13 protein-coding genes are annotated in these 13,510 nt (G+C 35.5%); 3 read left to right on the forward strand and 10 right to left on the reverse strand.

Annotated features, from left to right (window positions below; all coding sequences use genetic code 11):
• Positions 1-106: 106 nt before the first annotated feature.
• The 4 genes from hemL to LNP04_RS05750 all read right to left on the reverse strand — a co-directional run bounded on the left by hemL (position 107) and on the right by LNP04_RS05750 (position 3,991).
• Positions 107-1,390, reverse strand: a complete 1,284-nt coding sequence (hemL, locus tag LNP04_RS05735) for a glutamate-1-semialdehyde 2,1-aminomutase (protein WP_229985599.1) — start codon at positions 1,388-1,390, stop codon at positions 107-109.
• Positions 1,391-1,476: 86 nt separating this feature from the next.
• Positions 1,477-2,532 (reverse strand): glycoside hydrolase family 73 protein, encoded by a 1,056-nt coding sequence (locus LNP04_RS05740; RefSeq protein ID WP_229985600.1) that lies wholly within the window; start codon positions 2,530-2,532, stop codon positions 1,477-1,479.
• Positions 2,533-2,620: 88 nt separating this feature from the next.
• On the reverse strand, positions 2,621-3,529 hold the full coding sequence (locus tag LNP04_RS05745; RefSeq protein WP_229985601.1) for a 1-aminocyclopropane-1-carboxylate deaminase/D-cysteine desulfhydrase: 909 nt from the start codon (positions 3,527-3,529) through the stop codon (positions 2,621-2,623).
• A 135-nt stretch (positions 3,530-3,664) separates the two neighbouring features.
• Complete coding sequence (locus LNP04_RS05750) at positions 3,665-3,991, reverse strand: hypothetical protein (protein ID WP_229985602.1); 327 nt, start codon at positions 3,989-3,991, stop codon at positions 3,665-3,667.
• 31 nt (positions 3,992-4,022) lie between these two features.
• On the opposite strand from LNP04_RS05750, the gene LNP04_RS05755 reads away from it, so the two are divergent.
• Both LNP04_RS05755 and LNP04_RS05760 read left to right on the forward strand, forming a co-directional pair.
• Entirely contained in the window at positions 4,023-4,205 is a 183-nt protein-coding gene (locus LNP04_RS05755) for a DUF5522 domain-containing protein (RefSeq protein ID WP_229985603.1), read from the forward strand.
• A 1-nt stretch (position 4,206) separates the two neighbouring features.
• A complete protein-coding gene (locus tag LNP04_RS05760) occupies positions 4,207-4,734 on the forward strand; it encodes a DUF4136 domain-containing protein (protein ID WP_229985604.1) in 528 nt (175 codons plus the stop codon).
• Positions 4,735-4,805: 71 nt separating this feature from the next.
• Here the strand turns inward: LNP04_RS05760 and LNP04_RS05765 are convergent, their stop codons facing one another.
• Positions 4,806-5,615 carry a T9SS type A sorting domain-containing protein gene (locus LNP04_RS05765; RefSeq protein ID WP_229985605.1) on the reverse strand — a complete coding sequence of 270 codons (810 nt, stop codon included), beginning with the start codon at positions 5,613-5,615 and terminating at the stop codon, positions 4,806-4,808.
• Positions 5,616-5,909: 294 nt separating this feature from the next.
• Between LNP04_RS05765 and LNP04_RS05770 the strand changes: the two genes are divergently transcribed.
• Positions 5,910-7,703 (forward strand): endonuclease, encoded by a 1,794-nt coding sequence (locus LNP04_RS05770; protein ID WP_229985606.1) that lies wholly within the window; start codon positions 5,910-5,912, stop codon positions 7,701-7,703.
• A 71-nt stretch (positions 7,704-7,774) separates the two neighbouring features.
• On the opposite strand, the gene LNP04_RS05775 is transcribed toward LNP04_RS05770, so the two are convergent.
• The 5 genes from LNP04_RS05775 to namA all read right to left on the reverse strand — a co-directional run bounded on the left by LNP04_RS05775 (position 7,775) and on the right by namA (position 13,440).
• Positions 7,775-8,638, reverse strand: coding sequence for a lytic transglycosylase domain-containing protein (locus tag LNP04_RS05775; RefSeq protein ID WP_229985607.1), 864 nt, complete (start codon positions 8,636-8,638; stop codon positions 7,775-7,777).
• A 73-nt stretch (positions 8,639-8,711) separates the two neighbouring features.
• Positions 8,712-11,207, reverse strand: a complete 2,496-nt coding sequence (locus tag LNP04_RS05780; RefSeq protein WP_229985608.1) for an ATP-dependent Clp protease ATP-binding subunit — start codon at positions 11,205-11,207, stop codon at positions 8,712-8,714.
• Between the two features lie 513 nt (positions 11,208-11,720).
• On the reverse strand, positions 11,721-12,041 hold the full coding sequence (locus LNP04_RS05785; RefSeq protein WP_229985609.1) for a CCC motif membrane protein: 321 nt from the start codon (positions 12,039-12,041) through the stop codon (positions 11,721-11,723).
• Between the two features lie 32 nt (positions 12,042-12,073).
• The gene (locus tag LNP04_RS05790) at positions 12,074-12,355 is read right to left on the reverse strand and encodes a DUF2752 domain-containing protein (RefSeq protein ID WP_229985610.1); all 282 of its coding nucleotides are present in this window, start codon (positions 12,353-12,355) and stop codon (positions 12,074-12,076) included.
• Positions 12,356-12,387: 32 nt separating this feature from the next.
• Entirely contained in the window at positions 12,388-13,440 is a 1,053-nt protein-coding gene (namA, locus tag LNP04_RS05795) for an NADPH dehydrogenase NamA (RefSeq protein WP_229985611.1), read from the reverse strand.
• Positions 13,441-13,510 lie beyond the last annotated feature (70 nt).

Genomic DNA, 13,510 nt, shown 5'->3' on the forward strand with positions numbered 1-13,510 from the left:
AGCTAATTCTATCCTAAAAAATAATATGAATGTATGACCAATATATACCTATAAAAAAGAGATGAAGCATTACACCTCATCCCTCAAGAATTTATATTAATTAATTTTAAGAATACTCAAATTTCCTTACCGCTTCCAAAGTCATATCGATTTCTTTGTCTTTAATCGCATCGCTGATGAAATATGTTTCATAACCACTTGGTGGAAGATAAATTCCGTTAGTCAGCATCTGATGAAAGAAATTATTAAACAATGAATGATTTGCCTGCTGTGCCTCATCAAAATTCGAAACTCTGTTGATGTGGAAAAACACTGACATCATAGAACCTTTTCTGTTGATTTTATGAGCAATTCCTTTTTCATTTAAAATTTTCCCGATTTCAAAATCTAAAGTTTCGGTGGTTTTATTCAGATTATTAAAGAAATTTTCGTCGCTTTTGATCAGTTGCAAAGTTTTCAGACCTGCTCTCATCGCCAGAGGATTTCCACTTAATGTTCCCGCCTGATAAACGCCCCCTTTTGGAGCCAAATGATTCATAATTTCGTTTCTTCCGGCAAAAGCACCAACCGGCAAACCGCCTCCGATTACTTTTCCATAGGTTACCAAATCCGCTTTTGCATTATACAATTCCTGCGCACCACCAAAAGCTAATCTGAAACCAGTCATCACCTCATCAAAAATTAGTAAAGCTCCGTTTTCGTCACAGATTTTTCTTAAGTTTTGCAAAAAATTATTTTCTGGTAAAACACAACCCATATTTCCGGCAACCGGCTCAATGATAACCGCAGCAATTTCACCCTGATTATGTCTGAACAAATCCTGAACCTGCTCAAAATCATTATATCGTGCCAACAAAGTATCTTTCGCTGTTCCTGCTGTTACTCCTGGAGAATTTGGATTTCCAAAAGTTGCAGCACCACTTCCCGCTTTGATCAAAAACGAATCTGAGTGACCATGATAACAGCCTTCAAATTTTACAATTTTATCTCTTCCTGTAAATCCTCTCGCCAATCTTACCGCACTCATACAAGCTTCTGTACCTGAAGAAACCATTCTGATCTGGTCAATATTCGGAACATTTTCTGTGATGAATTTAGCAATTTCGGTTTCCAGTTCTGTTGGTGCACCGAAAGAAAAACCTTTCTCTGCCTGAATTTTTAATTCTTCTAAAACCTCAGGATGCGTGTGTCCCAAAATTGCAGGCCCCCACGAATTGATGTAATCGATGTACGTATTATCATCAGCGTCTGTAAGATATGCTCCTTTTGCAGATTTCATGAAAACGGGCACTCCGCCTACAGATTTAAAGGCACGAACCGGAGAATTTACTCCACCCGGAATATATTTGTAAGCTTCTTCAAATAAAGCTGAACTTCTTTGGTATTTCATTATAGTAAGTTGATAGGTATTAGTTTAAAGCAAATAGTTATCAGTATTAAAACCAACAACCATCAACTGAAAACCAACAACCAATTTTAGTTTCTAGGTTTTTTGTCAATCAGATAGATAAGCTGTCCTGCAGCCGGTTTTTGACCTTCATCCATTCTGTTTTTTGCGTATAGTTTATTGAGTTTCACTCCGAATTTCTGAGCGATGTCGTGCATATCTTCACCAGATTCTGCTTTATAAGTTGCCGTATTTCCTTCAGAATTTTTTGATTCAAGAAATACAATATCATCTTTTCTAAGGATATCAGATTCAAGATCATTCCATTTGGTCAATTTGCTGTCACTGATTTTGAATTTTTTTGCGATAAACTGCACATTCGTGTCCTCAGGAATGACCACATATTTCAAACCACCATTCGGATGGCTTTTAATTAAAATAGAATTAAGAATTTCTGCTTTCGTTTTAATACGTTCTACCCTCTGTTGTTGCTGAGCATAAGAAGTTGCTTTGTACGGAACTTTCACAGTAACTGGTTCCGTTTTTTTAACTTTTTTTGCGGGTTCAAGACGAGCCATGAAGGTTCTGTCGTCCTTCAGATCGGGATATTTTTTTAGAATGGCATAGAGAACTTCTGTGGAATTTACTTCATCAAATTCATATAATTTATATCTTTCAATTTTTCCAATCAGAATTGATGCATATCTCGGATTTGTAGCATAACCTGCTTTTTTTAGACCATGCGCCCACGCTTTGTAATCTTTCATATCAAGATCAAAAAGCTTGGTGTAATATTTTCTAGTCGTCAGGAATATTGAGTGATCTTCATAAGACTGTTTAGGGTCTTCATACACACGGAAACACTCATTCGGAGCGTCATCGGTATGTTTCATAGTTTTCCCGGTCCAGTCTTCCTTACATTTTATTCCGAAATGATTTTTCCCTTCCTGAGCCAATCTGCTTTGTCCGCCACCGGTTTCCAAAAGTCCCTGTGCAAGCGTAATTGAAGCAGGAATCTTGTATTTTTCCATTTCTTCAACTGCATACTGTGCAAATTTCTGGATGTATTGATCTTCAGTAGCCCAGGTCTGAGCTGAGAATTTTGATAAAACTAAAAGGCTAATTAGTAAGAAAAGTCTTTTCATGTTTCTATTTTTATTTTTTTATAAAGCTAAAATGCAAAACTTCTGGAAATTATCTTTTCAGATTTCGTCATGAGCATTTCATACAACTTTACATTATTAAATTTCTATTTTGTTTCTCTAAAAGCATATTGGCTCCTTCTATTCCCTGCAAACCACCAGTATGAAAACATAGTATTCTGCTTCCTGCAGGAAAATAATTATTATCAATCATTTCAAAAACTTTCTGCATCATTTTCCCTGTATAAACAGGTTCTAACGTAACATCATACTTTATTTTAAAATCATTGACAAAACGGATATTTTCATCATTTATTTTACCGTAACCACCAAGAGCAGCATCGATTAGATGATAATTTCTTTTTGAGGTTAATTCTGAAATTCTGTTTTCCAAAGAAGTGTCTTTAACGACTTTAAAACCTATAACATTCTGATTTTCTTCGCAAAACTCTGAAATTCCGGCAATCGTACCTCCGGTTCCAACTGCGGTGCAAAGATAATCAAAATCTTTTGTATCGTCATTCAGCATCATTTTGATTCCCTGAACAGCGTTTTCATTTGTTCCGCCTTCAGGAATAATCAAAGCTTCAGGAAATTCCTGTTGCAGAAACTCAGTCAGTTTTTCTTTGTGTCGGTATTCTTCACGGGTAACAAACTTCAGATTCATCCCATTTCTTTTGGCAGCAACTAAAGTCGGATTATCTTTCCATTTTTTCTCTAATTCTTCCCCTCTGATAATTCCTAAAGTCTGAATTCCAAATAAATTTCCAACTGCCGAAACTGCTGAAATATGATTGGAATAAGCACCACCAAAGGTTATAATTAAAGGTTTTTCGGGACGGCTTTCGAGATAGTGATTAAGATTATAAAAAATCTTCCAGTATTTGTTTCCTGAGATTTGAGGATGAATGAGGTCTTCTCTTTTGATGAAAAGTTTTACGTTTTTATTAATCTGAATTTCCTGAATTGGAATCTTTTGTGTTGGAACTTGTAATAGCATCTTTGTTCTAAATGATATTTGTTTTACGAGTTTATTTGAATATGCTTTTTAAACCACCCCGTCAAAAATTCTTTGAATTTTCGCCACCCCTCCAAAGGAGGGGAATCTTCGGAACGTTATAACATTTCTAATTAATTAAAAATATTTCCAGAATCCCCATATCTTTCTTTTTTTCAGATAATTTAGATCATGCTCGTTTGCATACGCTTCTCTTTCAAAAGAAATAGCGCGGTAAGCTTTATGACCATTTTTTAATTTAAATAAATGATAATAATATTCTGCAACATAAGCAATATAAAAGAAGACAATCAATAGCTCTAGTTGTTGTTTGAGATGAATTTTTTCGTGATTGATGAGCACTCTATTCTTCTTATCTTCAGGATTTTTAATGAAAATAAAAGGATAAAGCGTAATGCCGTTTATTTTTGTATTTTTGAGGAGTTTTTGGCACACAATTATCATAATAACAAATATAAAAGTTTTGATTTAACTTATGGCGCATTTTGACATCAAAGAACATGAAGACTTTTACTACAACGAGCAAGGCTACAAGGTTTTCACAGAAAAATTCCATCTGAAACGTGGATATTGCTGTAAAAGCGGCTGCAGACACTGCCCGTACGGATACGATAAAAAGACAGACACATTTATAAAAATCATTAAAAAAAATAAATAAAATGAAGAAATATATTTTTATTTTGCTGGCAGCGACTTTAGGTTTATCTTCTTGCAGTCCTTTTAAAGTACGTTCAGATTATGCAGAAACTGCAAATTTCACTTCTTACAAAACTTACAAAATAAGAATTGACGATTTGAAACTGAATGATATTGATAAAGACAGAGTGTTGAACGAATTGTCTAAGCAATTGCAGACAAAAGGCCTTCAATCCGGAGAAAATCCTGATTTGATCGTCAACATTAAAGCTAATCATAAGAAAATCACGGATATTAACACAACCAGTCCCGGCGGAATGTGGGGATGGGGCGGTGGCTTCGGATGGGGAATCGGTATGAACAGAACCTGGACGAGCAACTATAACGAAGGAGCAATCATCGTAAATTTAATTGATTCTAAAACCAACAAGTTAGTTTGGCAGGGAATCGGAAGCGGTATTTCTGTAGACAGACCGCAAGCGAAGCAAAAACAAATCCCTCAGATTGTAGCTGAAATTATGGCAAACTATCCTCCGGGAATGAAAAAATAAGAATTTTAAAATTCTAAAAAATAAAAGGTCAGTACAAAATTTTGTATTGACCTTTTTACGTTAAAAATAAATTATTCTTTGATGATTTTATGAGTTTTTGATTTTCCGTCTTTATGATAAGTTGTCATAAAGTAGACTCCGGATTTCAACTCGCTCAAATTAATTGTAGAAGTCGGTTTATCAATGGTTTTGATCACTCTTCCTGAAATATCTGTAATTTTTACATTCTGAATTTCGCTTGTATCTGAAATCGTAATTACATCAGTAAATGGGTTTGGATACATTTTCAAATCATTAAGTTCTGATTCCTTTGTGCCAAGTCCTGACTTACTCTCCCAAACTGCGTCATCCCAATAATGTCCTACCCAGGTCGTTCCAGGATTTCTTATTGCCAATCTCGCATTTGCAGGAACTGTAGCAGGTACATCGAAAATTCTCTCCGATGTGTTGTCGTAAGTTCCATTTGCAATTGTAATCGGTTGCAAAACAACAAATGTTGATATATTTCCGATGTCCGTAATGTAACCAAATTCTAAAAAGCCGGGAGTAGACCCTGGATTAACTCTCGCTTTGAATTTGAAATGATGCGTACCGGCATTGATATTTGTCAACGGAGGCATAATTACTATGGATACCTTATTATAGCCAATCTGATACACATTACTTGGACTCGATGCAGGAGCCGTACTTGAAATAATCTGATTCCCTCCATCCTGAGTAACATAACTGTTCCAACATGGGGGAACAACCCCAAAAGCGCAACACGATAAAGTATCGAAGTTTTCTGAAAACTCACTCACCGGGGTACATTGCCCATAGGTTGAAACACAACCTGCAATTGATAAACTTACGAAAAGTTTAGTTGATAAATTTTTAATCATTCTAAATAAAAATAATAATCACAAAAATAGAAATTAGTTTTCATTATGATATTCTAAATTCTCATGACTTTTATCAACTTAAAACTATTTAATAATTAGTTTTAATTCAAATAATCATAAATATTTATCAATGTTAATAGATTTTCATTATTTCAAATTCAAGCAATGAGAATTCTGAATTTTGGATAGGAGCTAATAAAATTAAATAAATAATCAAAAATTAATCTAAAAACTGACATTTATATTTTATAAATTCTTAAAATTGTAATCACCAAATCATCAAATAAATTTAATATGAAAAAACATCTTCTATTTTTAGTAATAGCACAATTCGCTAATGCTCAAGCTCCATCAGGATACTACTCCTCCGCAAACGGACTTACAGGAGCTCCTCTGAAAACCGCTTTAAGCTCAATCATTACCAGCGGACATCAAGACAAAGGCTACAGCGGACTTTGGACTGCCTACAAAACTACCGACATTGACAAAAATTACGAAAATGACGGCTCTATTTTAGACATTTATTCTGAAAGACCAACCTCATCTGATCCGTACAACTACACACCTGGCGGAAACCAATGTGGAACATATTCTACTGAAGGGAATTGTTACAACCGCGAACACATCGTTCCGCAAAGCTTATTTAATGAAGCTTCACCAATGAAAAATGACGTGCATTTCATCAGAGCCACCGATGGAAAGGTAAACGGAATGCGATCAAATTATCCTTTCGGGAAAGTGGGAAGCACAACGTTCACTTCTCAAAACGGTTCAAAATTGGGAAGTTCGTCATCTTCAGGGTTTTCGGGAACGGTTTTCGAGCCGATTGATGAGTTTAAAGGAGATGTTGCAAGAATGGTTTTTTATTTTGTGACCAGATACCAAAATCAATTATCCGGTTTTTCTTCAGGAAATATGTTGGGAGGTTCAGCATTTCCTGGCTTGCAGACTTGGGAGCTGAATGTTTTGCTGGCCTGGCATAATCAGGATCCCGTTTCTCAGGCTGAAATCAACAGAAATAATGCCTCGTATACTTTTCAGGGAAATAGAAATCCATTTATTGATAATCAGAATTATGTGAATCAAATTTGGGGATCACCAACTCCGACTCAGGATACACAAGCTCCTACTGTTGTGGCGAACCTTACAGTATCCGGGAAAACCACAAACAGTGTTTCTCTAGCTTGGTCTGCCGCAACTGATAATGTCGCAGTGACTTCTTATGATGTTTATATGAACGGAAGTTTAAAATCTAATGTAAACACAACCTCAGCGACGGTTACAGGATTAAATCCTTCGACAACTTATAATTTCTATATTAAAGCGAAAGATGCTGCAGGTAATGCTTCTGCAAATAGTTCAACCGTTTCGGCAACCACAAACGCAGGAACAACAAACCCGAACCCTACCAATTGTGTAAACGAAACTTTTGAAACCATCCCGACATCCGGCGCATCATCTTACACTACAAAAACATGGACAAACAGCGGAATTACATGGACAGCTACAGATTCAAGAAGTGACCAAACGATTTCCAATAAAGCCATTACGGTAAGAAACGGTTCGCTAAAATCGAGCTCATTCAGTAATGGTATTAATTCTTTAACGGTAACAACGCAGTTGAAATTCAGTGGAAGCAGCGGAAGTTTTAATGTTTTGGTCAATGGCGCAAATGTGGGAACAATTCCGTACAGCACAACTGCAACGACAACAACGATTAACAACATCAATGTTTCAGGAAATGTGATTGTCACTTTGGTCAATAATTCTTCAAGCAACAGAGTAGCCATCGACAATCTAAGCTGGACTTGTTCTGCAGGATCTGCAAGACAAAGTATAATGAATACAGAAAATACGCAATCCTATGAGTTGCAAGTTTACCCAAATCCTATTTCAAATCAAGAGGTTTTTGTAAAAGGTGAAACTGAAAACATTCAAAAAGCCGAAATTTACAACCTTCAAGGGAAGGTGATGCAAACGGAAAATCAGCCTTTTAAAAACGGAAAATCTATCAGAACACGAAATCTTCAGCAAGGAATCTATATTTTAAAATTAGATGAATCGAGCTTGAAGTTTATTGTGAAGTAAGATTATTTTAATTAAAAAAATAAAGACTTCTCTTTTGCAGGGAAGTCTTTTAGTTTTTGTTTAGTAAAAATTTATTTTGAAGTAATGTTCCCTTCTTTTATAGAGCGGGACAAAATCTTATTTTTCTTCAATAAAAAATCAGGCATCAAATCTGTTGGAAGGTATAAAGTACTTTCTCCTGTAGTCTGAAGTTCTTCTTCAATTTCAGGGTTCCAATTGAGAATGTCATTTAAACTTAATTTTAATTCTTCAGCAATAATTTTTAAGCTGAATCCTGCATTAATTTCGGTTTCAGATAATGATGATTCTTCTTTCAAGCCGGATCTTGCATCAAATACTTTCTGCATTCTTGAAGAATTGTAATTGGTCAAAACACTGTTGAGTTCTCCTGTCGCATAACAAGCATTCAGATATTTTTTAACATGGTTAATCGTTTCTGCCGGCAAATATTTAGAGAAAACATGATACTGACTTGAATTGGCAGACTGCATCGCCTTGGCAATATTCCCTTCTCCACAATTGTATGCCGCAATAACAGTTACCCAATTGCCATATTTTTTATAAAGATTTCCCAAAGAAACCACTGCCACTTTAGTACTTCTGTAAATGTCGTTACGACGATCTGCGGTAAGACCGTATTGATTGGCGTGGGCGTTCATAAACTGCCAAAGCCCTACTGCACCGGCATGCGAAGTAATGTTTCTGTCAAAATGAGATTCTATTAAAGGTAAATTTCTCAAATGCTTTGGAAGTCCCTTTTTAGCTAAAGAATTTTCTATAAACTGAACAACGTCTTTATTTGCATTGATGATGTTTTTGTACTTTCTCACACTGCTTTCAGAAGTGTCACTAGCAGAGAGATACTGAGCAGATGCCATTTCAAAAGAAACAAAAAAGACTGCTGCAAATACTATTTTATTGAAATAAATCTTCATTATTACTATCTTAATTTAAAAATCAGAATGCATAAATAAATTTCAGCATTCTGATTTTTTTCAATTGAATCAATTATTCTACTTTCCAATCGATTTTCTCTTCAGTTTGGCTCCAATCAACAGTAAGAGTTTGCCCGGATTTCACTTCTTCGCGCACAATCATTTTAGAGATCGGTCTTGCCAGCTGAGATCGGATGACTCCGGAAATCTGTCTCGCTCCATATTTGCTGCTGAATCCGCCTAAAGCTAAATTTTTCACCGCTTCATCAGTGATGGAAAGCGTCATTCCTAATCTGTGAAGTGATTTGTGAAGTGATTTTAACTGAATATTAAAAATTCTTTCAGCAATAGATTCCGTGATTGGTGCAAAAGGAATAATTTCTGTAATTCTTGCTAAAAATTCTGGTCTGAATCTGCCTGAATTTGACATAATCTGCATCAGAGAAGATGATTCGGGAACTTTTCCTTCTTCAAATTGTTTTACAATTTCTTCGCTTCCGATATTTGAAGTAAATAAAATTAATGCATTGCTGAAATCTCCTTCTTTTCCTAATTTATCATGCACTTTTCCTTCGTCCATAATTTGTAAAAAGACATCGAAAACAGAATGATGCGCTTTTTCAATCTCATCAAATAAAACTACGGTATAAGGTTGCTGACGGATTTTATTAACTAACATTCCACCTTCCTCATAACCGACATATCCTGGAGGCGCACCATATAATAATGCTGCTGAGTGCTCTTCTTTAAATTCTGACATATCAAAACGAACCATCGCTTTTTCATCATTAAAAAAGAGTTCTGCCATAGATTTCGCCAATTCAGTTTTCCCGGTTCCAGTTGGCCCCAAAAGGAAAAATGATCCGATTGGTTGACCGGGTTTGTTTAACCCACTTCGGTTTTCAACGATGGCATCAGAAAGCACTTTCAATGCATGATCCTGACCAACGACTCTGCTTAGTAAAAGAGATTCCATATTCAGAAGCTTCTCTTTTTCCTGAGCCTGAAGTTTCCCAATCGGAATATTGGTTTTTGCCGCCATTACAGCCGCCAATTCAAGCTTACCTACTTTTTCTCTTTTTACAGAAGCATGTTCTATCAATTCTGTAAAAGTATCTGCAATGATTTTCTGAAGATGCTCGATCGGCATAGAGTTATCAATCTGTGGCTGCTCTCGCAAAGATCCCCACAAAATCGGGCTGATTTTATCCCTCAGTAAATTGTAATTCCAGATTAATTCGTCGGCTTTATCTTTTTCATCCAAAAATTCTTCTTTCAGAATATTCTCATAATTTTCTTTCCAGTCTTGAAGTTCTTTTTCAGAAAGCTCATCCAGCATTTTGATGGCAGCCATTGTTCGGTCAAGCAGGTCAATTGCAGCATCAGGCAATTTTTTACCTTTTGCATATCTTTTTGCCAGACGTACACATTCGGGAAGTGCCGATTTATCAACTTCGATACCGTGGTGCATTTTGTAACCATCCAGAAGAACATCAATCATTTTGACACAAGTTTGCTCATCTGGTTCGTTAACCGTTAAAACTTCGAAACGTCTGTTGAAGGCCTGTTCCGGTTCAATTATTTTTCTGTATTCTTCATGGGTGGTTGCTCCGATTACGGTAATTTCCCCTCTTGCCAATTCAGGTTTAAGGATATTTCCAATATTTCCAATGCTGCCTTTGGGATCTAAAAGTGCATGAATTTCGTCTATAAAAAGAATCGCTTTTTCAATCTTCTTGCACTCGTTGATTACTTTTTTCAAGCGGTCTTCAATTTCGCCTTTGTAAGAAGTCCCAGCCAATAAAGCTCCAGTGTCTAATTCTAGTAAAGTAGCATTTTTAAGCATTTCCGGGACATTTCCTTTAATGATTTCTGTAGCGAAACCTTCTACCAAAGCGGTTTTACCGACACCTGGTTCACCGATGATAATCACATTGGGTTTTGTTCTTCTACAAAGAATTTCCACCAGCATTCTCAGTTCTTTATCACGACCGATAATATTTTCTAAAGTACCTTGTCTGGCTTGAGCAGTTCGGTCTATGCAATAACTTTTAATCGAAGGAAAAGAATTGTCTGAATAGTCATTTCCATTAGAAAAGAGCGATGAAATTTCACTGTTTTCTGGTGAAGCATAAGGGGTATCTTTTCTGTATAAATTAAATATTTCGTGCTCTCTGAGAGGCAAAGATTTGAGTTGTTGTAAAGTAAAGGCAACCTGTGGTTTTACGATCGCCGTCAAAATACAGATTGGGGTAATCTCATCCAATCCCAATTTCAACCTGATGTCGTCAGCCTCTTCAAGAATCTGATCTACAAATTCGCCCTCACCTACTTCACTGGGAAGATGTGTTGTTTTGGGATAATCTTCGATGCGCACATCTGCCCATTCGTAGAAATATCCGGGATCTTTATCGATGTTTTTTAAGAATTCATTGAGTCCGATATCTTTATGCATTAAAGCCTGAAGAATGTGCGGACCGTCGTATGTCGCATTGTAATTCTCTCTCGCAATTGACTGGGCGATGTGAAAAAGTTGTTTTACTGTTTCGTTGGTAACTAATACTCCCATTTACTTTTCAATATTAATATTTGTGGTGACATTTTATTTGGTGTAACTAAAATAAGTTTTTTTTGTCAATCACTAAAATTAATAATGGTTTATTTGAGAGTGTGGGTGTTTTTGGAATCCAGTAATAATTTTACATCTAATTGTTTTGAATTTTAAAACTCCTTTTAATAAGATTTAATTTAAACTTAGCTTAAAAATTAAACTTCTCCTTACAAATATGCCTTTCTGTTTTTATTTTTTCTCCATTTTCACCTATTGAAAATTCAATTTTCTGACTGCATTCTTTGTGGTCATTTTCAAATTTAATGAAAATAACAGAACCAATTGTGACTACAAATATGCTGATGACCGTTAAGAAAATTGCTTTTTTTCATTCTGAAATAGAAATTTAGGTTTAAAATTTAAATCAAATATAAGACTTACTCTTATGTCTTAATAAATTTCCCCAAAAAATATTAAGCATAAAAAAACCGCATTGCTGCGGTTTTTTAGTATAATTTATACGAGGCGTAATTATCTACCCATATTTTTTAGTTGATCATACTGTTGCATATAACCGTCTACTCCTACAGTTGCAAGAATGAAAATAGTATAAATAAGCTGAATTGCTCCTAAGACAAGCCCAATAATACATAAAATTCTTCCAGTATTCAAATTACTAAAATCTGAATATTCTGATGGATTTTGATCATACAAAAGCTTATCACTTTTATATTTGTTTAATCCGATAAGTCCGCAGATAATACCTACTAAACCTGTACAACAACAAGTTCCAACGATTGACACGATTCCCAAGATTAGCACTGTTTGTGCGTTTGGCAGTTTTTGATTCATAATTTGATTTTTTTAATGTTTAATATTTTGATTTAAAAATAATGTTTATAAAAGTAAGAAAATACCATGATTAGTGAGTTAATAATTGCTAAAAATATTAAAATCTGACCATAATTTCTTTTTTTATCTATAAAATTGAGGGCTACAAAACCAAAAAACAAGAGCAAAGTATACACTGCTGGAAACATGTGGAATGCCTCGGTAAACTTACCATTAAAAACTAATACAATTGCCCTTTGGGTACCACATCCGAAACATTCTATCCCTAAGAATTTTTTGCTTGGGCATGGCAGCATATAGTCTTCAATCTTCATAATTTATTTTTGTGATTTTGATGAGGCTAAAATTAAGAAGAAATTTTCGCTCTGAGGTATTGATGTGGGAAAAAACTTTCTTCTTTCATTTCAAAAGAACCCTGAACCGCAATATATGGGTTTCTGAGGATCTCTCTTGCCACAAAAATAAGATCAGCTTCACCTTTTTGTAAAATTTCTTCAGCCTGAGAAGTTGAAGTAATCAAACCAACAGCTCCTGTTTTAACATCCGCTTCGTTTTTAACCTGAGAAGAAAACGGAACCTGATAGCCGTCAAAAACAGAAATTTTTGCACCATGAATATTTCCGCCGCTTGAAACGTCTACTAAATCGACTGAATGATTCTTTAAAATTTTAGCTAACACTACACTATCATTGATATCCCAGCCGTTTTCAGCATATTCAGTTCCGGAAATTCTTACAAAAAGTGCAACATTTTCATTCAATTCTTCATTTACAGCATCAACGATTTCCAATAAAAATCGGCTTCTGTTTTCAAAACTTCCGCCATATTCATCAGTTCGTACGTTTGAAAGGGGTGAAAGAAACTGATGAACCAGATATCCGTGGGCACCATGAATTTCAACCACATCGAAGCCTGCTTTGACCGCTCTTTTTGCAGCATCCTTAAAATTTCGAACCAAGTCTTTTATCTCTTCCACAGACAATTCATGCGGAATTCTTTCTGTCGGATGATACGGAATCGGGCTTGGAGCAATAGTTTCCCAGCCTTCTTCCAAAGAAATTTGTTTATTTTCCCAAGTTGAACCTTTTCTGCCTGCGTGAGCGATTTGAATTCCGATTTTTGAATCTGAGTTCTTGTGTACAAATTCTACGATTTTCTGAAGTTTTTCCACTTGTTCGTCGTTCCAGATTCCCATGCAGTGATTGGTAATGCGGCCACGAGGTTCTACGCCGGTAGCTTCCACCATGATTAAACCTGTTCCACCCTGAGCACGACTTCCGTAATGCACATAATGAAAATCATTAGCCAATCCGTTTTCGCAAGAATACATACACATTGGCGACATCACCCAACGGTTTTTCATCTCTACATTTCTAAATTTTATCGGAGTATATAACATTGAATTGAATTTTTAAAAGTTTAAAATTACAAATTTAGTATCGTAACAAAGATATTGCCAGCTTCCCTAA

Origin of the sequence: Chryseobacterium sp. C-71 (genome assembly GCF_020911865.1) — a bacterium.
Taxonomy (GTDB): Bacteria; Bacteroidota; Bacteroidia; order Flavobacteriales; family Weeksellaceae; genus Chryseobacterium.